The organism is Paenibacillus marchantiae (assembly GCF_028771845.1).
Lineage (GTDB): Bacteria > Bacillota > Bacilli > Paenibacillales > Paenibacillaceae > Paenibacillus > Paenibacillus marchantiae.
Genome location: NZ_CP118270.1, coordinates 6,116,770 through 6,143,387, shown reverse-complemented (window position 1 = coordinate 6,143,387; position 26,618 = coordinate 6,116,770). Strand labels below are relative to the sequence as shown.

Annotated in this window: 18 protein-coding genes and 1 pseudogene; 18 read left to right on the top strand and 1 reads right to left on the bottom strand. The window is 49.6% G+C overall.

Annotated elements, in window-relative coordinates; translation table 11 throughout:
- Nucleotides 1–39: 39 nt before the first annotated feature.
- From PTQ21_RS27730 to PTQ21_RS27720, 3 genes are all read left to right on the top strand, one after another.
- Nucleotides 40–804: a 16S rRNA (uracil(1498)-N(3))-methyltransferase gene (locus tag PTQ21_RS27730; protein WP_063567294.1), complete on the top strand. Its 765-nt coding sequence runs from the start codon at nt 40–42 to the stop codon at nt 802–804.
- A gap of 2 nt (nt 805–806) precedes the next feature.
- Nucleotides 807–2,153: a tRNA (N(6)-L-threonylcarbamoyladenosine(37)-C(2))-methylthiotransferase MtaB gene (gene mtaB, locus PTQ21_RS27725; RefSeq protein ID WP_063567295.1), complete on the top strand. Its 1,347-nt coding sequence runs from the start codon at nt 807–809 to the stop codon at nt 2,151–2,153.
- A 110-nt stretch (nt 2,154–2,263) separates the two neighbouring features.
- Nucleotides 2,264–2,698 (top strand): NUDIX hydrolase, encoded by a 435-nt coding sequence (locus PTQ21_RS27720; protein ID WP_064636374.1) that lies wholly within the window; start codon nt 2,264–2,266, stop codon nt 2,696–2,698.
- A 53-nt stretch (nt 2,699–2,751) separates the two neighbouring features.
- On the opposite strand, the gene PTQ21_RS27715 is transcribed toward PTQ21_RS27720, so the two are convergent.
- A complete protein-coding gene (locus tag PTQ21_RS27715; RefSeq protein ID WP_274567842.1) occupies nt 2,752–3,753 on the bottom strand; it encodes a Na/Pi cotransporter family protein in 1,002 nt (333 codons plus the stop codon).
- A gap of 550 nt (nt 3,754–4,303) precedes the next feature.
- Here PTQ21_RS27715 and PTQ21_RS27710 point away from each other — a divergent pair.
- The 15 genes and pseudogenes from PTQ21_RS27710 to PTQ21_RS27640 all read left to right on the top strand — a co-directional run bounded on the left by PTQ21_RS27710 (nt 4,304) and on the right by PTQ21_RS27640 (nt 26,618).
- Nucleotides 4,304–5,680: a class I SAM-dependent rRNA methyltransferase gene (locus PTQ21_RS27710; RefSeq protein ID WP_274567841.1), complete on the top strand. Its 1,377-nt coding sequence runs from the start codon at nt 4,304–4,306 to the stop codon at nt 5,678–5,680.
- A 194-nt stretch (nt 5,681–5,874) separates the two neighbouring features.
- On the top strand, nt 5,875–9,378 hold the full coding sequence (gene addB / locus PTQ21_RS27705; RefSeq protein WP_274567840.1) for a helicase-exonuclease AddAB subunit AddB: 3,504 nt from the start codon (nt 5,875–5,877) through the stop codon (nt 9,376–9,378).
- Nucleotides 9,375–13,700: a helicase-exonuclease AddAB subunit AddA gene (addA, locus tag PTQ21_RS27700; protein ID WP_274567839.1), complete on the top strand. Its 4,326-nt coding sequence runs from the start codon at nt 9,375–9,377 to the stop codon at nt 13,698–13,700. Before addB ends, addA begins: the two co-directional genes overlap by 4 nt.
- A gap of 71 nt (nt 13,701–13,771) precedes the next feature.
- Nucleotides 13,772–14,956, top strand: a complete 1,185-nt coding sequence (locus PTQ21_RS27695) for an exonuclease SbcCD subunit D (RefSeq protein WP_274567838.1) — start codon at nt 13,772–13,774, stop codon at nt 14,954–14,956.
- Nucleotides 14,953–18,372, top strand: coding sequence for an AAA family ATPase (locus PTQ21_RS27690; protein WP_274567837.1), 3,420 nt, complete (start codon nt 14,953–14,955; stop codon nt 18,370–18,372). The genes PTQ21_RS27695 and PTQ21_RS27690 overlap by 4 nt, the downstream gene beginning before the upstream one ends.
- Nucleotides 18,373–18,795: 423 nt before the next feature.
- Nucleotides 18,796–19,134, top strand: a complete 339-nt coding sequence (locus PTQ21_RS27685; RefSeq protein WP_063567035.1) for a hypothetical protein — start codon at nt 18,796–18,798, stop codon at nt 19,132–19,134.
- Nucleotides 19,135–19,337: 203 nt separating this feature from the next.
- Nucleotides 19,338–19,697: a histidine triad nucleotide-binding protein gene (locus tag PTQ21_RS27680; RefSeq protein WP_024628477.1), complete on the top strand. Its 360-nt coding sequence runs from the start codon at nt 19,338–19,340 to the stop codon at nt 19,695–19,697.
- A gap of 189 nt (nt 19,698–19,886) precedes the next feature.
- Complete coding sequence (gene rpsU, locus PTQ21_RS27675) at nt 19,887–20,060, top strand: 30S ribosomal protein S21 (protein ID WP_005547957.1); 174 nt, start codon at nt 19,887–19,889, stop codon at nt 20,058–20,060.
- A gap of 15 nt (nt 20,061–20,075) precedes the next feature.
- Entirely contained in the window at nt 20,076–20,519 is a 444-nt protein-coding gene (locus tag PTQ21_RS27670; protein ID WP_053781272.1) for a GatB/YqeY domain-containing protein, read from the top strand.
- A 336-nt stretch (nt 20,520–20,855) separates the two neighbouring features.
- Nucleotides 20,856–22,178, top strand: coding sequence for an NfeD family protein (locus PTQ21_RS27665; protein WP_090810045.1), 1,323 nt, complete (start codon nt 20,856–20,858; stop codon nt 22,176–22,178).
- A 162-nt stretch (nt 22,179–22,340) separates the two neighbouring features.
- Nucleotides 22,341–23,351 carry a flotillin-like protein FloA gene (gene floA / locus PTQ21_RS27660; RefSeq protein ID WP_162493573.1) on the top strand — a complete coding sequence of 337 codons (1,011 nt, stop codon included), beginning with the start codon at nt 22,341–22,343 and terminating at the stop codon, nt 23,349–23,351.
- A gap of 13 nt (nt 23,352–23,364) precedes the next feature.
- Nucleotides 23,365–23,982, top strand: coding sequence for a hypothetical protein (locus PTQ21_RS27655; protein ID WP_064636387.1), 618 nt, complete (start codon nt 23,365–23,367; stop codon nt 23,980–23,982).
- 172 nt (nt 23,983–24,154) lie between these two features.
- Nucleotides 24,155–24,448, top strand: a complete 294-nt coding sequence (yqfC, locus tag PTQ21_RS27650; RefSeq protein WP_024628472.1) for a sporulation protein YqfC — start codon at nt 24,155–24,157, stop codon at nt 24,446–24,448.
- Nucleotides 24,445–25,638 carry a sporulation protein YqfD gene (gene yqfD / locus PTQ21_RS27645; protein WP_072734503.1) on the top strand — a complete coding sequence of 398 codons (1,194 nt, stop codon included), beginning with the start codon at nt 24,445–24,447 and terminating at the stop codon, nt 25,636–25,638. Before yqfC ends, yqfD begins: the two co-directional genes overlap by 4 nt.
- 6 nt (nt 25,639–25,644) lie before the next feature.
- Nucleotides 25,645–26,618: pseudogene (locus PTQ21_RS27640) on the top strand (PhoH family protein).

The following is a 26,618-nucleotide window of genomic DNA, read 5'->3' as shown; positions in this document are numbered from 1 at the left end:
AATTCCAGTCATAACAGGACAGAATGGGTGGATAGACGAATGCAGCGTTATTTTGTATCTGCAGAACAGTTTAATGAACATTCCGTAGTCATCACGGGTGATGATGCGCGCCATATCGGCAAAGTGATGCGTGGTAAACCTGGAGATAAACTGATTGTCAGTGACGGAAACTCCAAAGAAGCTTTGGTGGAGATTGAAAGCATCGAAGCCCAGCAAGTAACAGCGAATATTGTGGAACCTCTCGAAATGGACCATGAAGCACGGATACGTGTAACCGTGGCTCAGAGCTTGCCAAAAGGCGATAAGATGGAGACGGTCATCCAAAGATGTACAGAGATCGGAGCAGTTTCCTTTGTTCCTTTCCTGTCTGAGCGTACGATTGTGCAATATGATGCCAAGAAAGAAGGCAAACGGTTGGAGCGGTGGCGGAAAATCGCCAAGGAAGCCGCTGAACAAAGCCATCGGAACCGCATTCCATCCGTCGAGCAGCCACTTTCCTGGAAAGGGCTGCTATCTTCTTTTGAGGGCTACAGTCTGGTATGTTATTGTTATGAAAAGGAAAACGGCAAGCAATTAAGAGACGCATTGAAGCCGTTTGTGGAGCAACTTGCACCTGGTGCGAGTGCTGAAGTGTTGATCGTTGTTGGACCTGAGGGTGGATTCTCGGAGAGGGAAACGATTGAAGCCGATCAGGCGGGTGCTGTATCCGTTGGACTGGGCAAACGCATCTTGCGGGCCGAGACAGCTGGAATGGCGGCGCTAACTTGCGTCTTATATGAATCCGGAGAAATGGGGGGAATGTAATTATGCCATCCGTGGCGTTTTACACCTTAGGCTGCAAAGTTAATTTTTATGATACAGAGGCGATTTGGCAATTGTTCAAAAACGAAGGATACGATCAGGTAGACTTTGACGAACAGACAGCGGATGTATACTTGATTAATACTTGTACAGTAACCAATACCGGCGACAAAAAGAGCCGCCAGATTATCCGTCGTGCCATTCGGCGCAACCCGGATGCGATTGTAGCCGTTACAGGCTGTTATGCGCAAACTTCTCCGGCAGAGATTTTGGACATCCCTGGTGTGGATCTTGTTATCGGTACACAGGATCGGGACAAAATTTTGCCATATGTCAATGAAATTCAGGAATCACGTCAGCCCGTCAATGCTGTGCGCAACATCATGAAAACGCGGGTATTTGAAGAGATGGACGTACCGGATTTTGCCGATCGTACCCGTGCATTTCTGAAAATTCAGGATGGCTGCAATAACTTCTGTACGTTCTGCATTATTCCGTGGTCACGTGGACTTTCCCGTAGCCGGGAAGCAAATAGCATCATCCAACAGGCTCATCAACTGGTGCACGCCGGGTACAAGGAAATTGTCCTGACAGGCATTCATACTGGTGGATACGGGGATGACATGGAGAATTACGATCTGACGGATCTCCTATGGGACTTGGACAAAGTTGAAGGCCTGGAGCGTATTCGGATCAGTTCGATCGAAGCCAGTCAGATTGATGATCGGATGCTGGATGTGATCAAACGTTCAGACAAACTCGTACGCCACTTCCACATTCCGCTGCAAGCGGGCGATGATACCGTACTGAAACGTATGCGCCGTAAATATACGACCGAAGAGTTTTACAATAAAATGCTTCGCATTCGGGAAGCGATGCCGGATGTAGCGATCACAACTGACGTTATTGTTGGGTTCCCGGGTGAGACGGATGAGATGTTCCGTAATGGCTACGAGTTGATGAAAAAAATTGGTTTTTCCGAAATGCACGTATTCCCATATTCCAAGCGTACCGGAACACCGGCAGCACGTATGGAAGATCAGGTGGATGAAGAAGTCAAAAATGCACGCGTGCATGAACTGATTGATCTATCCGAGCAAATGCAACTGGCATACGCCAAGCAGTTTGTGGGACAAGTACTGGATGTCATTCCTGAAGGTGAAGCCAAGGGCCGTGAAGGCAGTGGTAAACTGCACGGTTACAGTGACAACTACATTCAGCTGGTCTTTGATGGTTCGATGGATATGGTCGGCAAGGTATGCCGTGTCAAAGTGACCGAAGCGGGTGTGAATGAAAGCCAGGCTACGCTGGTTCGTGTGTTGGAAGAAAATCTCAAGTCCGCAGCGATGTAATCGAGGCGTCAGAAACAAGGATTTCATTTCCTTGGGGAGCGTACCCGTGGAGATGAGGTCCTTCTTTTTCCAAAAAAGATGAAGACAATTCCGTAATGGGGGAGAGCAACATGAACAGAAAAGAAATTTCGGCAGGCGGAGTCGTCTACCGCACGGGAGAAGACGGAAAGCTTCAAATTCAACTGATTGTAGATCGCTACGGCAAAACGACTCTCGCCAAGGGCAAAATGGAAGATGGAGAAACGGTGGAACAGACCGCGCTGCGTGAGATTCTGGAAGAGACAGGCATGGTCGGCCGAATAGTAGAACCCGTCGATATCATTTCCTATACGTATCAGCATGCAGAGTTTGGTCCGGTGGACAAGGAAGTTCATTATTATCTCGTTGAAGCGGAAAGCGGCGACCTGCAGCCTCAGATTGAAGAAATCAAAGGTGTGGATTGGTACGCTCCTGAAGAAGCTTGGTCTAGACAGCAGCATAGTGGATACGATAATAACGATGACATTTTACGAGTGGCGCTGAACAAATTAGGCATTAACGTATAGCTGTTTTCTATTGAATGACGTAACGCTACTGTTTGTTGAGAGAGTTTTGAACATCAGGCCATGGGTGACTTCGCCACTGGGGTGGAGACCGGTGGTTTTTTGTGCCAAATCGGCAAGTAACAGAAAGGCAATGCAAGCATTGAACTGGTGACGTTAAAAAGGGTCTGGGCGTGCGCAATCTGCGCCCCGTTATCCGCTGATAGCCAGGCCGAGGCTGCATGCAGCTGGCCGATCAGCGGCATAAATAGCAGCGCCCCCGCAATGTTTAATACGACATGGGAGGCTGCGACAAATTTGCCTGCGGATGCTCCGCCAGCGGCTGCAATCACGGCGGTGATACAGGTCCCCACGTTCGACCCAATCACAATGGCGATGCCGATCTCTACAGGCAGTACGCCTGTGGCTGCAAGCGTAATCGCCATGCTGATTACGGCTGCGCTGCTATGAATGAGCGCCGTCAGACAGGCACCTGCCAGAAAGCCCCACCACAAGCTGTCGGCTGAGCGATCCAGAAACCACTGGAATACGCCCATACTACGCAGGGGCACGGCAATGGATTGCATCACTTGAATGCCTGTCATGACGAGGGCAAATCCGGCGGACGCGAGAAAGCTGTATTGCATGGTAGACAGCGTCCGACGCGTGCGTTCAGGAGCGAACTGATTTCGTTCACCAAGCACAACAAAGACGGCCCAGCCTGTCAGTGACAAGGCAAGCAGAGGCAGGGAAACCCGTCCGATCTGCAGTCCGACCAGCTCGGTGGTCAGGCACGTTCCGATGTTGGTTCCAAGAATAATGCCAAGTGTGCGTCCGTAGGTAATTAATCTGGCGTTCGCCAGTCCAATAGTGAGTACGGTGACGGCGGTACTGCTTTGCAGCAGGGCAGTAGCGCCTGCGCTAAAAGCCATGCCTTTCCAGGGAGCAGAGGTAGCTCGGCCCAACCATCCAGCCAGCATGGGCCCGGCCATCCGCTGTAAGGCTGTTTCCATCAGCTTCATCCCACCAAAAAAGATAAGAAGCCCATATAACAGGGGCAGCACAACATCTCTGAACATGAGTTAACATCATTCCTTCCGTGCATATCCTTATTCTCATCCTATGAGTAAATAAGGACAACCATGACAGGCTAACGGAATTCTGGAGTCAACAGCATTTGAAAGACCTATAAGTTTCCTTAACGGTCACCCAAATTACCACCACAATTCAAAAGATACGGAGACTCTGCAAACGTAGCGAAGGGGATGGAATTGGAACTGTAGAAGCGAAGCGTTCGCCTTTGTCTCCGGATTTTCCCTTTTGAGAAAGGGAATCAGAAAAATCTGGGGATAACAGCGATCGAAAGTCCGATTCATCCCCGAAGCGGACACCCAAATTAACGCGCCCCTATTCAAAAGATACGGAGATTCTGCAAACGTAGCGGAGGGGATGGAATTGGAACTGTAGAAGCGAAGCGTTCGCCTTTGTCTCCGGATTTTCCCTTTTGAGAAAGGGAATCAGAAAAATCTGGAGACAACAGCGATCGAAAGTCCAATCCATCCCCGTAGCGGTCACCTTTGCACCAAACCTATCTTTTCAACAACTAACTATGAAAGAAGTGGATCTATCTTGCCATCAGTTACACTGGAACGCAGCCGCAAAAAGCGGCTTGAACATGCACATCCATGGATATATAACAATGAAATTGCCTCTGTTGAAGGAAACCCCGAGCCGGGAGATCTGGTCAACGTATTGAATCACCAAGGTCGCTATCTTGCGACGGGATACTATAATCCTGCATCTCAAATCACAGTTCGAGTCGTGGCCTATCAACCTTTGGAGTTTGAACAGATGGACACCGCGTTTTTTGCAGCGCGTTTCCGCGATTGCTTGCGCCACCGGGAGCGTTTTATCCAGGATGGAGAGGCATACCGTCTCGTTTATGGGGAAGCTGATTTCCTGCCAGGACTGATCGTTGACCGTTTTGGCAGCATCCTTGTAGTTCAATTGCTCACATTGGGTATGGACCGTTGCCGCGAAGCAATTGTACAAGCTCTAATTGAAGTAATGCAGCCGGAAGGCATCTATGAACGCAGTGATGTGTCCATTCGTGAACTGGAAGGCTTGGAGCAGACGAAAGGACCATTGTATGGGGATTGCCCGCGTCATGTCACGGTAACGGAGAATGGATTGCTCATTAAGGTGGATATCGTAGAAGGCCAGAAGACAGGGTACTTCTTTGACCAGCGAGAGAATCGTGCAGCCATCGAACCACTTATGAAGGGTTGGGGTTACAAGAGTGGCATTACGCTCCAACAGACCGAGCAGGATGGTACGCAGCAGTTGCTTCCTGTGAATAAAAGTGGCAAGGTTGTGACGTTCCCTTATTGGGATGGGGCTACTGTGCTGGAATGTTTCTCCCACACAGGCAGCTTCACATTGAACGCCTGCAAATATGGAGCCAAAAAAGTAACATGTCTTGATATCTCAGAGCATGCGATTGAAAGTGCACGTACCAACGTAGAGCTGAACGGTTTCACTGACCGGGTTGAATTTGTCGTTGCGGATGCATTCCAATACTTGCGTGAGCAGGTGAAAGGCCTCGATGAGCGTAACGTACGTGCACGTGCTGGCGAACAGAAAGTGGATACGTCCAAGGCGCTTGCAGCCAGTGGTAAAACATTTGATGTGGTTATCCTCGATCCGCCAGCCTTTGCCAAAACGAAATCAGCAGTCAAAGGCGCATGCCGTGGATATAAGGATATCAATCTGCAAGGAATGAAGCTGGTGAATGAGGGCGGGTATCTGGTAACGGCAAGCTGTTCATATCACATGCGTCCGGATCTCTTCCTGGAAACCATTGCGGATGCAGCCGAAGATGCAGGCAAAGTACTGCGTCTGATCGACTGGAAAGCAGCCGGTAAGGATCACCCGCAAATTCTGGGCGTAGACGAAGGTCATTACCTGAAATTTGCCATCTTCGAAGTGCGCAGCAAAAAGAATTAATCGAGCGATTTCCATTTAAGTCGAACATACATTTACGCAAAGAGTCCACAGTTTTCATAAGCTGCGGGCTTTTTGCTATGCTCGTGCATATGATCTCTGGAATTGCCGGATAGTGGCAAACGTATGTTCCGAACCAAGTCAGATATGTTATACTGGGAATTAAAATCTGTTCGTGATGGTTTGGAGGATTAAACATGTCCGTACGCTTTGTTATTGGCCGGGCAGGCAGCGGCAAGAGTACGCTGATTACCCGGGAAATCACATCCCTGCTACAAAAGGAACCGCAAGGTAAACCACTGATTCTGCTGGTCCCGGAACAGAGTTCGTTTCGAACCGAACAGTCACTGGTTTCTTCAGGTGCTATAAAAGGTACCATGCGTGCTGAAGTGCTTGGTTTTCGCCGATTGGCCTATCGGGTAATGCAGGAGGCAGGTGGTTCTGCACGTATTCCCATTGGAGCTGAAGGTAAAAAAATGCTGCTCTACAAAGTGCTCCAGCGTCGTAAGGAAGAATTGAAGCTGTTTGCAGCATCAGGCAGTCAGCTGGGATTTATCGGAGACTTGAATGATCTATACAGTGAGTTTAAACGTTATGAACTTGACCCCACTTCACTGGAAGAAGGACTTTCCGCATGGAATACTTCCTCTTCTGCACCGATTCTGGGAGACAAGCTGCATGACTTGCTTCTTATATACCGTGATTATGAACAGGAATTAACCCAACTATATATCGATGATGAAGACACGTTGACTGAACTAACAGAGCGGTTGCCGGAGAGCACGCTGCTGCAAGATGCACAGATCTGGATCGATGGATTTCAGGGATTTACCCCGCAGGAAATGAGTGTCATTGGAAGATTGATGCTGCAAGCTTCTTCCGTCACAATTGCATTGACGTTGGATCGTGCTTACGACCACGGCGCACTTCCAGGAGAACTGGAGCTGTTCCATCCCACAGCGAGTGCATATGCACGTCTCAAAGGCATGGCTGAGGATCTGGGTGTTCTTAATGAGACAACCGTGCTTCAACTGGAAGTTTTGCCAAGATATGAAGGCAGTCCTGGACTGGCGCATTTGGAGGCTGGCTTTGATCGTAGAGTCCGCTGGAAGAGTGAGGGGCGTGATGCGGGTGTCCGACTTTACGCCGCTGAGAACCGCCGGGCTGAGATGGAAGGAGCACTTCGTGAGATGCGTCGTCTGGCGCAAGATGAAGGTGCGCGTTATCGAGATATGGCAGTGCTCGTTCGTCAGTTGGATACATATGCCGACATTGCTGAGCCTCTATTCAGGGATTATGGCGTGCCTGTCTTTCTGGATCGGAGAAGAAATGAACTACATCATCCATTATCGGAATTTATTCGTTCAGCACTCGATATCGTTCGCCGTCGCTGGCGTTATGAGGATGTATTTCGCTGTGTGAAAACGGATCTGCTGCTCCCACGTGGCGGTTCCATTACACGTGAAGATATGGACCAGCTCGAAAATTATATATTAGCTTGCGGAATTCACGGATACCGCTGGACAGATGGCAAGCCATGGAAGTATGTACCCAGCCTGTCCCTGGAAGACAACGATCAGGATGTCCGCAGCCGGGGCCGGGAACAAATGCTGTCCTTAATGGAAAAATGCCGTACGGTGATTGTTGATCCACTGGGTGCTTTTGAGAAACGAATGAGCAAGGCAAAGACAGCTAAAGACCAATGTGCGGCGCTTTACAGATTACTGGAAGATGCCGAGATTCCTTGGAAGCTGGATCAGATGTCTGCAGAAGCCAAGGCTCAGGGTGATCCGGAACGTTCGAGAGAGCATCGTCAAATGTGGGGTGCCGTCCTTGATCTATTAGATCAGATGGTTGATATGATGGGGGCCGAACGGCTGGATATCGATTTATTTGCCGGGCTAATGGAGACCGGATTAACCGAACTGAAGCTGGGACTTGTTCCTCCAGCGCTTGATCAAGTGTTGATTGGATCGATGGATCGTACACGTCTTCAGGGTATCAAGTACGTATTTATTCTGGGTGCAGTAGAGGGTGAACTGCCTGCTGTCCCTCAAGATGATGGTGTATTAACTGAGCAGGAACGGCTGCTGTTGACGGAGAGAGGTTTGGGGCTTGGGCCAGGAGCAACAAGACAAATGTTGGATGAACGCTTTCTGATATATACAGCCCTGACAGCGGCGAGCAATCAGTTATGGCTGAGTTATCCCGTTGCAGATGATGAAGGGAAAACATTGCTACCCTCAGAAATTGTACGACATGTACGGAAGATGTTCGGTCTGCATGAGCAGCCATTACTTGCCCAGCCGCCGGTTACAAATGCTGAAGAGGTGCACTGGTCTTATGTTATTCATCCTGGTCAGAGCCTCTCTTATCTCATCGGACAGTTGCGCAGATGGCGCCGTGGAGAAGATATTTCTGAAATGTGGTGGGCGATCTATAACTGGCATGTCTCTCGGGAGACAAGCAGACCTCAGCTGAAACAATTGCTTGGATCGGTCTTTTATCGCAATCGGGCGTTACCTCTGCGTACGGCTACCAGCCGTAGATTATATGGTACAGAGGTAAGGACCAGTGTCTCCAGAATGGAGCGTTTTGTGGCGTGTGCGTTCTCCCATTTTGCATCCCATGGGCTGCGACTGAAAGAGCGCCAGTTGTACCGCTTGCAAGCCCCTGATATAGGACAATTGTTCCATGCTGCCTTGAGTCAGCTTGCCATGCGTTTGCGTGAGCAGAATCGCAGTTGGGGCAGTCTGTCTCCGGATGAATGTCGGAAGGAAGCGGAGCACACCGTGGAGCAGATTGCACCACAGTTGCAGGGAGAGATTTTGCTTAGCACGAAACGGTATGGTTATATCTTCCGCAAGCTGAAGGATATCGTTAGCCGGGCGTCGGTTATTCTGGGTGAACAGTCCAGACGAGGAAGCTTTGAACCGATTGGGTTGGAGCTTGATTTTGGGCCAGGTAAACCCCTGCCACCGCTTCGTTTTGAATTGGAAAATGGCTGTGTGATGGAGATTGTGGGGCGGATCGACCGCGTGGATGTGGCCGAAGGAGAGAACGGCCTGCTGCTGCGGGTTATTGATTACAAATCGAGCCAGACCGACCTCAAACTCCATGAAGTGTATTATGGCCTGTCATTACAGATGCTCACGTACTTGGAGGTTCTGCTTAGTGCTGCCGAGGAGTGGCTTGGAGAATCGGCGATGCCTGGAGGAACACTCTATTTCCATGTGCATAATCCGTTGCTTCAATCCGCGAACGGCATGACTTCTGAGCAGGCAGGACAAGAACTGCTGAAACGGTTCAAAATGAAAGGCTTGCTGCTCGCGGATCGGGATGTGATCGCTCAAATGGACAATACCCTGGACAAAGGCTACTCAGCTATTATTCCAGTTGCGCTTAAGGCGGATGGCAGCTTTTATAGTAGCGCTGCTGTAGCTACGCCGGAGCAATGGGATACATTGCTTGCTTCAGTTCGCAGCAATATACGTGAGATTGGCACCCGGATTACGGACGGGGATGTCGCGATTGAACCTTACCGTATCCAGCAGGAGGTTGCATGCACCTTCTGTCCGTACAAGCCAGTCTGTCAATTTGATGAAAATATCGAAGGTAATGAATATAATCTGTTGTCCAAACCGGGCAAACAGCAAATCTGGGACATGCTGTCTCATGGCAAAGGAGGGGAAACATCATGACGAATATGCCAAAACCGGAAGGAAGCTTCTGGAGTGATGACCAATGGAGTGCCATCTCACAGAGTGGAGAAGACATTCTGGTTGCTGCTGCAGCGGGTTCCGGGAAGACGGCTGTATTGGTTGAACGGATTATTCGCAAGATTGCAGACCCTTCCCGTGGATTCAGCGTAGATCGTTTGCTGGTTGCGACATTTACGAAAGCTGCTGCTGCTGAGATGAAGCAGCGGATTCGGGAAGCACTGGAACGTGCACTTGAAGAGCAACCTGCCGAAGAACATCTGCGCAAACAACTGTCATTGCTCGGGCGAGCATCGATTACGACACTGCATTCATTCTGTATGGAAGTCATTCGTCGTTATTATCAGCAAATACCGCTAAACCCGGCTTTTCGGATTCTGAATGAAAATGAAGCCGAAATTATGCGGCAGGAATTGTTGGAGCAGTTGTTTGAGGAAAAGTATGGGGAAGAAGACGAAGGCAGTACATTCCGCGAATTGGTGGATTGGTTCAGTGGGGAACGAAACGATGATGCCATGCATCGACTTGTGCAGCGTTTGTATGATTTCTCACGCAGTCATTCTTGGCCGGATCATTGGCTTGCAGAGATGGCATCTGCTTTTCAGGTGGAAAGTGTCGAGGCACTTGGACATTCTGCATGGGTTCAGAGTATTTTGCGTGATGCAGCTCTTGCCCTAAGTGGTGCTGCTGGTCTGCTGCGTCAAGGGATCAGCATATCGATGCAGCCGGAAGGTCCGAAACCTTATGCAGATACATTGAAAGAAGATTTAGCAATGGTCGAAGAGCTTCTGTCAGCTGTTGAGGTCATGCCATGGGAAAGATTGCCTGAAGTGTTTCAGCCAGCAGCTTTTGGCAAGCTGAAGCCTTGCAAAAAGGACCAGACAGACCCGGGGTTACAAGAACAGGTCAAGGAACTTCGTGAGGCTGCGAAAAAAGCCGTGACGGACCTGAAAGGGTCATTGTTTGGAAGAAGTGCGTTTTCTTTCTGGCAGGAGCTGGAGCAGGCGGCACCACTAATGCAGGAGCTATCCAAGCTCGTCAGTGCATTTGGAGAGCGATACCGACAGGCCAAGCAGGAGCGCGGTCAGGTCGATTTTAGTGACCTGGAGCATTACTGTCTTCATATTTTGCGCCATGAAGATTCAACCCCTGAGCTGTCCATGCCTTCGGATGCAGCAATGGAATACCGGGCACGTTTCGATGAAGTTCTGCTGGATGAATATCAGGATACCAATACAGTGCAGGAAGATATCGTCCGACTGATTTCCAGAGAAAATCCAGGAAACCGATTCATGGTTGGTGATGTAAAACAGAGTATTTACCGTTTTCGTCTGGCTGAACCCGGTCTGTTCCTGAACAAGTACCGTCAATACGCAGCGAATTCGGATATGGATATGGAAATGGACGGAGAGAGAGAATCACTGCATGCAGGAAGACGTATTGATCTTGCACGTAACTTCCGTAGTCGTGCAGAAGTAGTCCATTCGGTCAACATGTTATTCAAGCAGCTCATGAATGAAGGGGTAGCCGAGATTGCCTATGATGAACGAGCTCAGCTCGCTTATGGGGCTACTTTCCCGGCAGAGACGCTTGGAGATGAGGCATACACACCTGAACTCATATTGATCGATCGTCAAGGCGGAGGACCTGATCTGACGGAAAGCACGGATGAGAATGGGGATGCGTTACCTTCTGCTGAGCTGGAGAGTGCCGAGCTTGAAACCGCTCAGCTGGAGGCTCGGGCCATGGCTCGCCGTATTCGTGAAATGGTCGGAGATACGGATAAACCAGCCCTCAACGTTTATGATAAAGCCCTCAAATCCATGCGACCTGCGCGTTATGGAGACATTGTTATTTTGCTGCGTTCTGCCCTGATGTGGGCTCCACTCATGATTGAGGAATTTAGACAGCAGGGTATTCCTGCCGGAGGGGAGCAAAGCAAAGGGTATTTTCAGGCGACGGAAGTGGAAGTGATGTTGTCCTTGCTGCAGATTGTGGATAATCCAAGGCAGGATATACCGCTTGCTTCCGTGCTTCGTTCGCCGATTGTCGGACTGGATGAAGAGGAACTGGCTCAGATTCGCCTTGGGGACAAGCGACAGTCTTTCTATGATGCTGTTATATCAGCTACAGGAGCATTCTCAAGTTCGTTGAATGTTTTCGGGCAGCATGGTGAGAAAGCTTCGAATCCGGATTCATCTGCAATCCAGCTGCAATGGCCCGAAGTCTGGTCAGAAATGGAACAGGGGCAGCGGGAGTCGGCAGTATCCGCCGAAGCAGACGTTATCGAACGTATATATGAAACCTCTGTACATGCAGGTAAAGATGAGATTATGGATGCTGGTATAGATGCAAGTATGGGTGGACGTATAAGCGACGATGCGGATAGGGACAACGGTACTAGCACAGAGTTGCAACAAAAGTTAATTCGCTTTATGCGTCAGTTGGAACATTGGCGACTTGAAGCCAGACAAGGCAGCTTGAGTGAACTCATTTGGCGCATGTACCGGGAAACGGGTTATCTGGACTGGGTTGGCGGCCTACCGGGAGGCATGCAGCGTCAAAGTAATTTGAAGGCTTTGTATGATCGCGCGCGGCAATATGAGGAGGCAACGGCCAATCGTGGATTGTTTCGCTTCCTGACCTATGTATCCAGACTACGTGAGAACGGGGGAGATCTTGGTACCGTAGCAAGTGGTTCTGGTGAGCAGGACAATGCGGTACGCATCATGACGATTCACCGGAGTAAGGGCTTGGAATTCCCTATTGTTTTTGTCGGGGGTATATCCAAGATGTTCAATCAGCAGGATCTGAACTCGCCGTTTCTGATGCATAAGGAGCTGGGGTTTGGCCCGAGGTTTGTAGATCGTGAGAATCGGGTTGCCTATCCAACCTTGGCGAATCTGGCGATTCGTCGTCGTGCCCAGTTTGAGCTGCTTGCCGAAGAGATGCGGGTGCTCTATGTGGCTCTAACCCGTCCAAAAGAGAAAATGATTTTGGTCGGTACGGTAAAAGATGTTGTTAAAAAGGCAGTGGGCTGGTCTCAGATTAAGGACAGTCCGGAACGGGTATTGCCTGACTATCTGCTTGCAGCCGGACGGAGTTATCTGGACTGGATCGGTCCATCCCTGATGAGACATCCAGACGCAGCTTTGCTGCGTGAACTTGCGGGAGGCACTGATTCATATGCTGCCTGTCTTGTGGATGATGAATCACGCTGGGGCATTTCCGTCATTTCTGCTGATCAAGTATCCCGGGAAATATTTGTGGATCAGACGCTTGGTGAAGAAGAGGGCATGACAGAAGTGCGGAAACATCGAATTGCTGCCCTAAAAGCCGTTCAGCCTGTGGAGCTGTTTCCTTCCTCAACTGAAGAAGAGATGATCGAGGATACACAAGATGCAACACTACGAGACATCAGTGAGGAAAGTGTATTTACAATAGGTGAGCAAGAGGGTGTACAGCTGCTTCGTGAAGTAGATAAACGGCTTTCATGGACATATCCTCATCAAGCAGCAACTCAAGTAGCTGCCAGCACATCGGTTACCGAACTGAAGACATTGCTTGCCATGCAGGACCACCAGTCGTTACAGATAATGGAGGAAGTTGAAGAACAATCTGAGGCGTCCGTGGATTCTGAGAACCGTGGGATGAAGGATGGAGGCTCGTCCTTTAAATTGCATCTGCGTCGCCCCAAATTCATGGAGGAGAAACAGTTGACTGGAGCCGAGCGAGGAACGGTGTATCATACGTTGATGCAGCATCTTCCTGTAGATGGTTCACCCGTTGATTCGCAAATCGTTGAGCAGACACTTTTGCGGTTAGTTGAGCTCCAGATTTTGCTCCCCCACCAGGCAGAGGTTATTGAGTCTGATCAACTGGCCGAATTCTTCAATACAGAATCTGGGACAGAATTGTTGCGTGCGGAGTGGGTGAAACGGGAGATTCCATTTATTTATGGACTTCCGGCACATCATTCTCCTGCCGAATGGCTTCATAGTTTGTCACCAGATGCAGGGATGCAAACGTTGGAAGAAGACGGTAAGATGCAGGCATCACTAGAAAATGAGACGGTGCTAGTACAGGGGATTATTGACTGCCTGTATGAGGTGGATGGCGAGCTTGTTTTGCTAGATTACAAGACAGACCGGGTGTTGGAGCATCGCGGTGGACTGGACAAACTGACGGAAAACTATCGCTTTCAGCTGGAGCTGTATGGCCGGGCTATTGAAGATATTCTGGGTCGGAAAGTCGACCGGAAGTGGCTGTACTTTTTTGATGGCGGACATGCTGTGAAACTATAAAGTGAAATTTTAAAACGGCCAGATGGAATTTGTATCATCGGATTTTGCATGAGAGAGGGGTTGAACGGACGATGCGTATTTTGCACACAGGGGACTGGCATCTGGGGAAAACGCTGGAGGGACGGAGCCGGCTGCGAGAGCAGGAGGATTTTGTGGATGAGCTTGTTAGACTCGCGGATGAGCAGCAGGCAGATGCCATATTGATGGCTGGAGACGTGTATGATTCTGTAAATCCGCCTGCATCGGCGGAACAGCTTTTTTATGAGGCTGCGGCGCGTCTGACAGAACAAGGAAGACCACTTGTGGTAATTGCCGGGAACCATGATCAGCCGGAGCGAGTGGCTTCGGTAACCCCGCTTGTGAACAGACAGGGAATTACACTTGTAGGTATGCCTTCTTCAGAAGCAGTCACTATCCATGCGAAGAGAACTGGAGAGACTGCGCAGATTGCTGCATTGCCATACCCCTCGGAAGCGCGACTGAATGAACTGCTGACAACGGATGGGGATGAGAATGTGCTTCGCCAGGCATACAGTCGCCGGGTTGGCATGTTAATGCAGCGTCTGGCTGCTTCTTTTCGTCCGGATACGGTGAATTTGGCAATGAGTCATATTTATGTTCTGGGCGGAGTGGAAAGTGATTCGGAACGTCCCATTCAGGTAGGGGGCGCCTATACGGTTGACCCTTCTGCATTGTCGACAGGTGCGCAATATACAGCACTGGGGCATCTCCATCGTGCGCAGGCAGTTAAAGGAGAAGGTGTGATTCGTTATAGTGGCTCTCCACTGGCCTACAGTTTCTCCGAAGCGGGGCAGAGTAAGTCCGTCACCATGGTTGATGTGGCACCAGGAGGCGCCGCAAACGTGGAAGAAGTGCTGTTGACCTCCGGACGTCCCCTTGTACGCTGGAAGGCGCGTGGCGGTCTGGCTGAGGTTTATCGGTGGCTGGATGAAGGGCGTGATCCTCAGGCTTTTATTGATATGGAAGTATGGCTGGATGACGCCATGTCTCTGAAAGAAATTCAGCAGCTCCGTAAGTCGCATGACGGGATCATCCATATCCGTCCGGTGTATCCCGAGATGGCAGCCGCAGGGCTTTTGGAGCAACGATCCGAGCTTCCGGTACATGAGCTTTTCCGCAAATTTTATCAGCGTCAGACAGGTGGGGCATTACCTGAAGACAGTCTGGTTCAACTGTTCCTGGAACTCGTAGATGAGGACGAGCCGGGCGTGCGTGAGGAGGTCGAGGGGAATTGAAGCCGATTTTATTGAAAGTCGCAGGTCTGCAAAGTTATCGGGAGACTCAGGAGATTGATTTTACTGTATTGACGGAAACGGGACTGTTCGGTATTTTTGGTCCTACAGGCAGTGGGAAATCGTCTTTGCTCGACGCGATTACGCTGGCCATGTACGGAAAAGTGGAACGTGCGGTTAATGGTACCCAGGGAATCATGAACCACGCTGAGGATTCGTTGTCCGTTGCTTTTACATTTGAACTTGTATCGGCGGAAGGCACAAGAAGATTTCGGGTGGAACGACGCTTCAAACGAAACAATGAGGTATCGGTAAGCAACACAATAAGCAAATTCATTGAGACCGTCAACGGAGAGGAACAGGTGCTGGCTGATAAACTGGCAGACGTGAACCGCTGCGTTGAAGATGTCATTGGGTTGAAAATGGATGATTTTACGCGGGCCGTTGTGCTTCCACAAGGGAAATTTGCTGAGTTTCTGTCACTGAAAGGCAGTGAACGACGCCAGATGCTGCAACGTTTATTCCATCTGGAGAAGTATGGAGATCAGCTTGCCATCAAGCTCAGCCGTCGGGTGAAGGACAATGATATGGTTCATCAGTCATTGGCCGCGGAGCAGCAGGGGCTTGGGAATGCCAGCAAAGAGACGTTGGCAGAAACGGAGCTTCTTCTTCAAGCTGCTGTGAAAAAGTCTGAATTGTCACGCAAAACGCTTGATGAAGCGATGAAGGAAGCCGAGCAACTCGGTAAAGTCCGTGAGTTAAGCCATGAACGCCAGGTTCGTATGGAGGAACACGAAAAGCTGAAAGCACGTGCACCACAGATCGAAGCTGGGGAACAACGGCTGAAACTGGCCGGGGCGGCAGACGCGATACTGCCTTCATTGCAGACGATGCGTGACGCAGCAGCACAGCAGAAGTTACGTGAGGATACAGCCGGGATTGCTCACCAGCAAGCGGTGGAACATGAACGGCTGTCTGTACTGGAAGCCGAGAAGGCCGAAACGGCCCGTGTACAGATGGCTGAGGAAGAACCCAAGCTGCTGCTTCGTTTGGAACAGCTTGAACAGGCCAAGGAGTTGCAACGGGAACGGGATGGGCTACGAGAGGATAGTACCCGTCTTAAGCAGCTTTTGGACAAAGGACAGGCTGAACAGAGTGTCATCGGACAACAGCTGGAGAAGGAAAAAGAACTACAGCAGCGTGGCCGCAAACGGCGGGAAGAATTACAGGAAAGCCTGAAGCCGAATGAAGTGAAGTCCGAAGAACGCAGACAGCTGCAGGCTGCACTGGAATTGAAGCATCGGTTGGATACTGCGGCGGAGCAATTGCGCCAGAACAAGGCTGAGATGGAAGCCAATAAGCAGTCGGCTGAACAGGGGGCAGATCGGCTGAAGCTGGCTGTCCAGGAAGAGAGCCGTCTGAGTGAACAGCGTCAGCATCTAATCGAACAGGCGGCAGTGGGCCTTGAGGCCTTGCTTGCCTGTGAGCAGGACATTGGCCGCGAACAGAGCCTGCTGGCCAGGGCGGAGGAGCAGCTGCGCGGAACCATGCGTGAGCAGGAGCTGCATAGGCTCTCCTCCGCCTTGCGCGCCGAGCTGCGCGACGGCGAGCCATGCCCGGTGTGCGGCTCCGCACACCACCCGCTCCCGGCTGCGCCGCCGGGAGAAGGTCCGCCCGCAGGCGATGCGGACCTGGAACTGCTGCGCAGCCTGCACGCGGAGCTGCAGGAGCTGCGCTTTGGGCTGCGCCAGCAGCTGCACGAACGTCGCAGCCTGCTGACGCAGCTTGGCGCTGCGGCCGGCGAAGCCCCGGCCACAGCCGAGGCCGCGCCTGCGGCTGCGAAGCCAGAGCCCGCCGGTTCGCCCGTACACGGGCGCTCCCCGGCGGACTGGGCGGAGCGTGCCGCCGCACTGCGCGAAGCCGCGCGGGCGCTGGCCGCAGCCGCAGCGCCGCTGCAAGCGGAAGCCGCCGCGTTGCAGCAGGCGGCTGTGGGCGCGCAGCAGCGCCGCATGGAAGCGGCTGCTGCGCAGGAGGCAGGCCAAGCCGGACTCGCACAGGCGGAGCGCCGGTTGGCCGAGAGTGAGGCCGCCGCAGCCGCATTGCACGGCCGCTGGGCCGCGGAACTGCCCGGCATCGTTCAAGAGCAGGCCATGGCCCTTCACCAGGCGATGCAGGAGCGAGACGCGCGCGCAGAAGACATCAAGGAACGGCTGAACAAGAGCGTGACGTTCCTTGAAGAAAAGGAACAGTTGGTACAGTCCCTTCAGCAGAAGCTGGTTGAATTGGACAAACAGCTGATTCAATGGCAAACGGAATGGCAAGGCAACAGCAAACAGCTTGCCGAGAAGGAAGAACGTCTGCGTCAATGGGTTGGCGAGCAACGGGTCGAGGATTTGATTGCTGCGGCCCAGACTCGTCTGGATGGACTACGGAAAATTGCTGCCGATTCAGCACAGCGTTTCAAGGAAGCGGATGTGTTGAAACAGGAATCGGCCAAGAAGGATGTCATGGCTCAACAAGCAGCAGCCTCGGCAGCAGAGCATTTGCAGCAGGCACAGGAACGCTGGAAGCAATTGATGGAACAATCGCCATTTGATTCGGAGAATGATGTTGTGGAGGCAGCCCTCCCTTCCCAAGAAGCGGAGCGTCTTGCCGCGGAAATTCAGCAGCATCGGGAGCGTGATCGTGAACTTATTTCTCAATTGCGTGAGCTGGAACAAAAATTGGGCGGAGTCGTTGTATCCGAGGAACAATGGTTGGCATGCTCAGAGCGACTGAAACTGTCTCGTGCAGAGGATGAAGCAGCTCTTAGAGCCAAGGCGCGTGCAGAGCGGGATCTGGAAGATGTGCAGCAGCGACACGTTCGCTGGACCGAGTTGGAGAACAAACGGGTAGAAGTGAGCAGACAAGGTGAGATGCTTAGCAAACTGCAAGCAGCTTTCAGAGGTAATGCATTTGTCGAGTATATTGCAGAAGAACAACTGATGCAGGTAAGTCAGGCTGCTTCACAGCGTCTGCGCTTCCTGACCAAACAACGTTATTCACTTGAGGTGGATTCAGGCGGGGGCTTTGTCATCTGTGACGATGCAAACGGTGGAGTTAAACGTCCGGTGTCCACCTTGTCTGGTGGAGAGACGTTCCTGACCTCATTGTCACTGGCCCTGGCTCTGTCTGCCCAGATTCAGCTGCGCGGTCAGTATCCGCTGCAATTCTTCTTCCTGGATGAAGGGTTTGGCACATTGGACCCTGAACTGCTGGATACCGTCATTACATCGTTAGAAAAATTGCATGATGACCGTCTTGCCGTCGGTATTATCAGCCACGTTCCGGAGCTGCGAGCACGCTTGCCACGCAAACTTGTAGTTATTCCAGCGGGCGAGGCCGGAGCTGGCTCTCGCGTAGTATTGGAAACATTATAGGAACTTGAACACAGAACACATACGAATGAATGACCCCAATTGGGATGCCCTCAGGAACCGGCCGTACAAGGTTGTTCCTGAGGGGGAAATCTCCTGATTGATTGAGTTTTGTTGGTTTGAATCTCATTTATATACTCGTTGTAACAGTTGAGTGAGATAGCTCACAGATACAGGTTCATCCTGTTGTTATACTACAGTTAAGCCGACAAACTTATGTTAAGCACCCCGGCGGACGTCTGATCAGGAATAATCCTGGTTAGACGTCCGCGACAGCAGACTTCCGCATGGAAACTGCAACGGGGTGCTTCTTTTTTTAATAGGCCCTTATCTTGAAACTCTTGTCATTCACAGTGTCATTTCGCCCAGATCTGAATACGATGAAAGGGTGATGAAGAGCAGAACAGATTCGGGAGGCGATCGAACGTGGAAAAGGTAGAAGCGAAGAAACTGTGTAAGGAACACATGCATCGCTATGTATGTATACAGATGCATGACGGTGCCCATTATGATGGCATTGTGGAAAATGTGGATGATGACATGATTTATTTGGCTGTTCCCGTGGGGCATGAAGCTGTGGTTAATCATGCAAACGCAAACTGGGGACCCAATATGATGCCAGTTACTTATCCCGCTCATGCACGGGGATTCTTCCCGGGCTATGGCTACCCATACCCTTATTATGGTTACGGTCGCAGACGGTTTAACAGGCTGGTCCTTCCGTTGGTCGGCCTGACTGCATTATCTTTGTTACCTTATTATTAATAGGGCCTTGAAAGCATTATCATTTACCAATGAAAACTGAACCTTTCACATCTTCGGTGTATTCTTTGCACTTCACTGAGATGTGAGAGGTTCTTTTGTTGCTATTATTATTGAATTGAAACAGGTTAAATTGGACGTGAGTTTTCAGTTCCGGTATGATAGTAGGGTATACATAATTTTTAATTCGAAGGAGGGTATGAACAATGGATTGCTTATTTTGCAAAATTGTAGAGGGCAGCATTCCCTCCAATAAGGTACTGGAGAATGACCATGTCATCGTCTTTCATGACATCCAGCCCGCTGCACCGACCCATGTACTCGTTATTCCCAAGAAACATATTGCTTCCATGAATGAAGTAACGGCGGAAGACTTGCCGTTGATCGGTGAGATTCATTTGGCTGCGCAGGAAGCGGCCAAGCGTCTCGGCGTGGAAGAAACAGGTTACCGACTGATTAATAACTGCGGCAAGGATGGAGAACAAACCGTTCATCATCTGCACTATCATTTGCTTGGTGGGACCCGACTTGGCGTGTTGACAAGTTTGTCAGACTCACACAAATAAACGATCCAAGTTACTTTAAATCAGGACTGATTCATATATGCATAAAAGGCATGAATATGGAGCTGAAGTTCACATAAAATAAATGATCATTACGTTAAGGTTGACACCTTTATTACCTTTCGCCTATAATGAAAGGTGATGAACCGTGTTATTGCTCTTGGACGGTCTGGTCGGAGGGAGGGAAAACTGGTGTCTGAAACTAAAGTTCGCAAAAACGAGACTATTGATGCTGCACTTCGTCGCTTTAAACGTTCCATCGCAAAAGATGGCGTATTGGCTGAGGTGAAGAAACGTAAGCATTATGAGAAGCCAAGCGTAAAGCGCAAGAAAAAGTCCGAGGCTGCTCGTAAGAGAAAGTTTTAGGAGGATTTTAACTACATGAATCTTAGCGAACGATTGAACGAAGATATGAAGCAAGCGATGAAGAGCAAGGACAAGTTCAAGCTCTCCAACATTCGGTTGATTCGTTCGACGATCAAGAATCTTGAAATAGATTTGAAAAGAGATTTGGATGATAACGAAGTGCTTGATATTCTGAGTCGTGAAATCAAACAGCGCAAAGATGCCCTCCAAGAATTTGACAAAGCGGGCCGTGAAGACCTCGCGGCAAATGCAAAAGCGGAAATTGAATTACTCAGTCAGTACCTTCCCGCACAGCTTACCGAAGAAGAAATTAAAGTTATTGTACAGCAGACCATCCAGGAAACCGGTGCTTCTTCGAAAGCCGAGATGGGGAAAGTCATGTCTGCCCTTATGCCGAAAGTCAAAGGCAAAGCGGATGGCAAACTGGTAAATCAAGCAGTTCAACAATTTCTGCAATAAAGCAAATCAATAAACACCTCCTGACTTGTCAGGGGGTGTTTTTTCCATTTTACATCATTGATACGGTACTCATTTCCCAGCAGAAATTTGAAACGTAATTAGTAATCGTTCATTTGTTCATGGAAATTCACAAATATTGCTTTTAAATGGATAATATATATGATTATGGATTTAAAATGTTGCAATTGCTTCCGGTTTCAAATATAATTTTAAGATTTTGAAACGAAATGTTGCATTGTACGTAATAAATACCATAAGCTGGACAGTATAACATTAATGGAAAAGGGGGGACTATTTGTGAAGGGAAAGCGCCGGAAGAAGCTTACGGGGCCATTGATGCTCATGATGCTACTGACGCTGCTGCTTCCTGTCTGGATTGGATCACCGTCAGCGCATGCAGCTGAGAAAAGTGGCGCCGTATATATCATTCCGGTGGATAAACCAATCGAGCAGGGACTTGGCAAGTTTATGGAACGCGGGTTCAAAGAAGCAGAAGAGATGAATGCTGGCCTGATCGTTCTGGATATCAATACGCCGGGAGGGCGTGTCGACACGGCAGAAGAACTGGGTACATTAATTAAGGAAAGCCCAGTTGAAACCGTTGCATTTGTCCGTGGAGATGCTGCCTCGGCCGGAAGTTTTCTGGCTTTGAATGCAGATAAGATCGTAATGTCGCCAGGGAGTATGATTGGTGCGGCAGCGATGGTAGACAGCACGGGTAAACATGTTGATGATCCGAAGCTGGTTGCATTCTGGAAGAGCAAGATGCAGGGAGCGGCTGAGAAAAGTGGCCGTGACGGCAAAATTGCAGCCGGAATGACGGATGTTAACATGGTCGTGGAGATGCCTGAGATTAATAAAACTAAGCAAAAAGGTGAAATTATTGCTCTCTCGGCCGAAGAAGCGCTGAAAGTGGGCTATGCGGACCATATCAGCAACACGCCGGAAGAAGCTGCAGCTTGGCTTGGTTACAGTCAGGATGATGTGTTCACTGTTCAGAGAACAGCTGCAGAGAACATATCCACATTTCTCACCAATCCTGTCGTCATGACGGTATTGCTATTCCTCGGAATAGCCGGTGTGATCATTGAGTTGATTGTACCTGGGTTCGGAGTGCCTGGTATTGTTGGTATCGTGTGCTTTGTGCTTTATTTCTCAGGGAACTACATTGCCGGTTTTGCCGGAGCGGAGACATGGGTGTTATTCACTGTCGGACTCATCATGATGATCCTCGAGATGTTTATCCCGAGCTTCGGTATTCTGGGGATTTTGGGATCGATTGCGCTTGTCGCTGGTGTCGTGCGAGCCGCCTATGATACAAGTGATGCATTTATATCGTTAGGTATTGCTTTTGGAGCCGCGCTGGTAGTCATTGCAATTGTTGTTATTCTGTTTAAGGATCGAGGCATATGGAATCGATTCATATTAAGTGACAGGCTGTCTGCTGATCAAGGATACTCTTCGGCGACAGAACGCAAAGAGTTGATCGGTTTGCAGGGCATCAGTTTGACTCCACTTCGTCCCTCGGGAACAGCGATACTTAACGGAGAGCGTGTCGATGTGGTGTCGGATGGAGATTTCATTCCGATTGATACACCAATTATTGTGATCAAAGCGGAAGGTACCCGGATTGTGGTTCAACAAGCATTACCGGTGTAACCCGCTCTGTTGCCGGAGTTGATTAAAGCTTCGGCAATGTACATAACCATTCTACGGAGGCTGCTAGTCGAGTGGTGTAAATCAATGCACAGCAGCAAAGTTCCACACTGTTTTTATCATGTTTCTTACAAAAATTAAATTGCAAATGGAGGAATTTTGACTATGGAACCAACCTTGATTACGGTTTTACTTATTGCGGTAGTTGCGATTATCGTATTGAGCGTATTCTTCAGCTTTTTCCCGGTTATGCTCTGGATCTCAGCCCTTGCATCGGGCGTACGCGTGGGGATTATCACGCTGGTAGCGATGAGACTAAGACGTGTAACACCTAGCAGGATCGTAAATCCACTGATTAAAGCAACCAAAGCTGGACTTCAATTGACAATGAATCAACTGGAGAGTCACTTCCTAGCCGGTGGTAACGTAGACCGAGTGGTCAACGCCCTGATTGCTGCACAACGTGCGAACATTCCACTCGAATTTGAACGTGCTGCTGCGATCGACCTTGCGGGTCGTGACGTATTGCAAGCCGTACAGATGAGTGTAAACCCACGTGTTATTGAAACGCCGATTGTTTCTGCGGTAGCCAAAGATGGTATCGAAGTTAAAGTAAGAGCGCGGGTTACGGTTCGTGCCAATATTGACCGCCTCGTCGGTGGTGCGGGTGAAGAGACGATTATTGCCCGTGTCGGTGAAGGTATCGTAAGTACAAACGGTTCCTCGAATTCCCATAAAGACGTCCTGGAAAATCCGGATCTGATCTCCCGTACCGTATTGTCCAAAGGTCTGGATGCAGGTACCGCTTTTGAAATCCTGTCTATTGATATCGCGGACGTGGATGTAGGTAAAAACATTGGTGCCTTCCTGCAAACGGAGCAGGCAGAGGCTGACAAACGTATTGCACAGGCAAAAGCGGAAGAGCGCCGCGCAATGGCCGTAGCCCAAGAACAAGAGATGAAAGCGCGCGTAGTGGAAATGAGAGCGCGTGTAGTTGAATCCGAATCCCAAGTACCTCTTGCTATGGCTGAAGCACTCCGTAGCGGTAAAATTGGTGTAATGGACTACATGAACCTGAAAAACATTGAAGCAGATACTCAAATGCGCAACACATTAGGAAAACCTGGTGAAAATACAAACTCCAACGATCACGGTGATTCCAAAAACGGAAGATAGGCGGTGAGTGCATATGGGCCTATTTGAATGGATTTTTAACAATCTGTATATTGTAGCAGTCATCGCTTTTGCACTCTTTTCCTTCCTTGGAAAAGCAGCCAAATCGGCTGATCCGAACAAAAAGCGTGCAAATAACGGGATGCCTACGTTTGGAGGGAGTGGTGATTCGGACCGGAATGATCGCTCGCGGGGAAATACCGCACCGCAGCAGTCATCGGCTCCTTCAGATCCCCGCTATGATGAGCAGTATGACGAACGATACGACGAGCGGTATGATGACGATCAGTACGATGATCGATATGATCAAACCTATTCGCAGCCAGCAACGACATCTGCCCGTCCTGTGAATGACGACTTTGGAGGGCAGAGTTCTCTGGGTGGAATGGAAAACTCCCTCGAAGAACAAATGAAAGTGATGGAGCAACGACAACGTGAAATTCGAGAGCGACTCGATCGTATCTCTACTGCAAATACACCGGTTGTGTCTGACTCCAGTTGGGATGAAGTTTCATCCAGCGAGTCCGGACCGTCCCAGCTCCGCCGGGAAGACATTCGTACTGGTGTGTTGTGGGCAGAGGTTCTCGGTTCTCCGCGCTCTAAACAACCCTTTGGAACACGAGGAAAACTATAACTTTATATTATATTAATAAGTGAAAAGCCGTCTCTGGTGAGCATAAATCCAGACGACGGCTTTTTTCTGTCTCGGTCTCTTTTTATTTTCACATCTAACACGTTCCGTAGTTTTCATAATTTCAGGAATCTGCGCATAAGTTGAACTGTAGAGGAAGGGGGAAGACCTTCGAATGACCCGGATCAGCCGCAAGCTGCGCAGATGGACCAGTGAAGTTCTGGATCTGCCGCAGGACGTGCTTTACGATATGCCACGGTTAACCCTGATCGGCACAAAGCAATTGTATATAGAGAATCATCGTGGTGTCATTCATTTTACACCGGATCGCATCGTTCTGGCTCTCTCACAGGGTCAGCTGGAGATCAAAGGAACTGAACTGATGATTCGCAATATTTTGCCGGATGAAGTGGCTGTTGAAGGAACAATTCTGGATATTCATATGAATGGAGCGGAGGGGAACGGATGAAGCAGCCCAGTCTGTACAAACTGCGCGGAGCAGTCCGAATCACGGTCACAGGGGGGGATATTGAAGCATTAATCAATACGGTGGCAGAGCAGGGACTGGAAGTATGGGACCTGCGTGCCTATGATGGACGCAAGGCAGAAATGAATATTCTGCTACCGCATTTTTTCAGGCTGCGTCCTTTGCTGAAACGGACAGGCTGCCGGGTAAAGGTGACACACCGGAGTGGATTTCCTTTTTTTGCAGCCCGTTTGTTAAGAAGGAAGTTCTTTCTGGGCGGCATGCTATTTTTTGTAGCAGCTCTGTTTGCGTTATCATCAATGGTTTGGAATGTAGAAGTGAAAGGCAATGTGACGATTCCCACGGATGAAGTGCTCGCGGCAGCAAAGAAAGAAGGCATCTACCCCTTCCAGTGGGGATTTCGGCTGCAAAGCCAGGACAAGCTCTCCAGACAGCTCGCGCTGGCTCTGCCAGATGTAACCTGGATTGGGGTGAGCAAAGAAGGGACAACCATCACCATCCAGGTTGTGGAGTCAGCACAGCCCAAGCGTGAACCGCTGCTGAACCCGAGACATCTAGTCAGTAAAACAGACGCTGTAATCACTCAAATTTACGCGGAGCAGGGGCGCCCTGTCGTGCAGAAGGACATGCGTGTCAAGAAGGGGCAGGTACTGATATCCGGTATTTTGGGAGATGAAGAGAATACAAAGACCATTGTAGCCAAAGGGGAAGTGCGCGGACTGGTGTGGCGTGAATATCAAGTCGAAGTCCCTCTTGTGCAGAAACATAATACGATGACTGGAGATAGCAAGGAACGTTTTTACATTGTGCTGGGAAAATGGGCGATACAACTCTGGGGATACGGGAATACGCCTTTTACCACATTTGATACCGAAAGTGATCATAAACCGCTGACCTGGAGATCCTTCACACTTCCCATGGGATGGCTGACTGAGAAAGATTTGGAAACTCGGGAACAAGAGGAGCAGCATACGATTGAATGGGCTAGAACGAAAGGATTGGAAGGAGCAAGAAACGATATTATCGCCAAAAATGGCAAAGGAACGAAAATTTTAAGCGAAAAAATTTTGCATGAGAAGAAAGAGAATGGTAAAGTTTATATGAAAGTATTATTTGAAGTGGAAGAAAGCATTGCGGAAGAACTTCCGTTAGTCCATAGTCAAGGAGAATGAGGCTATTTGTCAGAGCAAACACGCAGCATACGAATCTCCCTCCAAAGTGCGGGAGAGGGTCAATCTCTTTTTGGACCCCAAGATATTTTTCTGAAACTGATTGAATCCGAGATTCCCGCCCAGATCGCATCCCGTGAAGCGGAGATTGTGATCCATGGCAACATCCAGAATGTGGAATCGCTTGAACAATTATTTGATGTGTTGTTGCAATTGGTACGTAACGGATATGTGTTAACCGAAAGGGACGTTAAGTATGCTATTGAGCTTGCAAAGGAACTGCGTGCAGACCAGCTTCTGGATCTGTTCAAAGGCGAGATTACAACTACGTACCGTGGTAAGCCGATCCGTGTTAAAACGATTGGACAGAAACACTATGTAACTACAATAAAAAAACGTGATGTTGTATTTGGTATCGGTCCAGCCGGTACAGGTAAAACGTATCTTGCTGTTGTCCTGGCTGTGGCAGCAATTAAGGAAGGAAGCGTCAAGCGGATCGTGCTCACAAGACCTGCAGTTGAAGCGGGAGAGAGAGTCTTGGTTTCTTGCCTGGTGATCTTCAGGAAAAAGTTGATCCTTATTTACGGCCGCTGTACGATGCTTTGTACGATGTTATGGGACAAGAGCAGACTGCGAAGGCACTGGAGCGCGGTTTGATCGAAATTGCACCTCTTGCCTATATGCGGGGACGTACACTGGATGATTCGTTTATTATCCTGGATGAAGCTCAGAATACGACACCGGAGCAGATGAAAATGTTTCTGACTCGTCTCGGTTTTGGTTCCAAAATGGTTATTACCGGTGACGTGACACAAATTGATTTACCGCGCGGCAAAAAGTCAGGGCTTGTGGAAGCCAATGCAATACTGGGCCAAGTGGAAGAGATTGGATTTGTCTATTTTGCCGAGCAAGATGTTGTACGGCACTCCCTCGTCCAGAAAATCATCGTCGCCTATAACCACGCCGCAGAAAATCAAGAATAG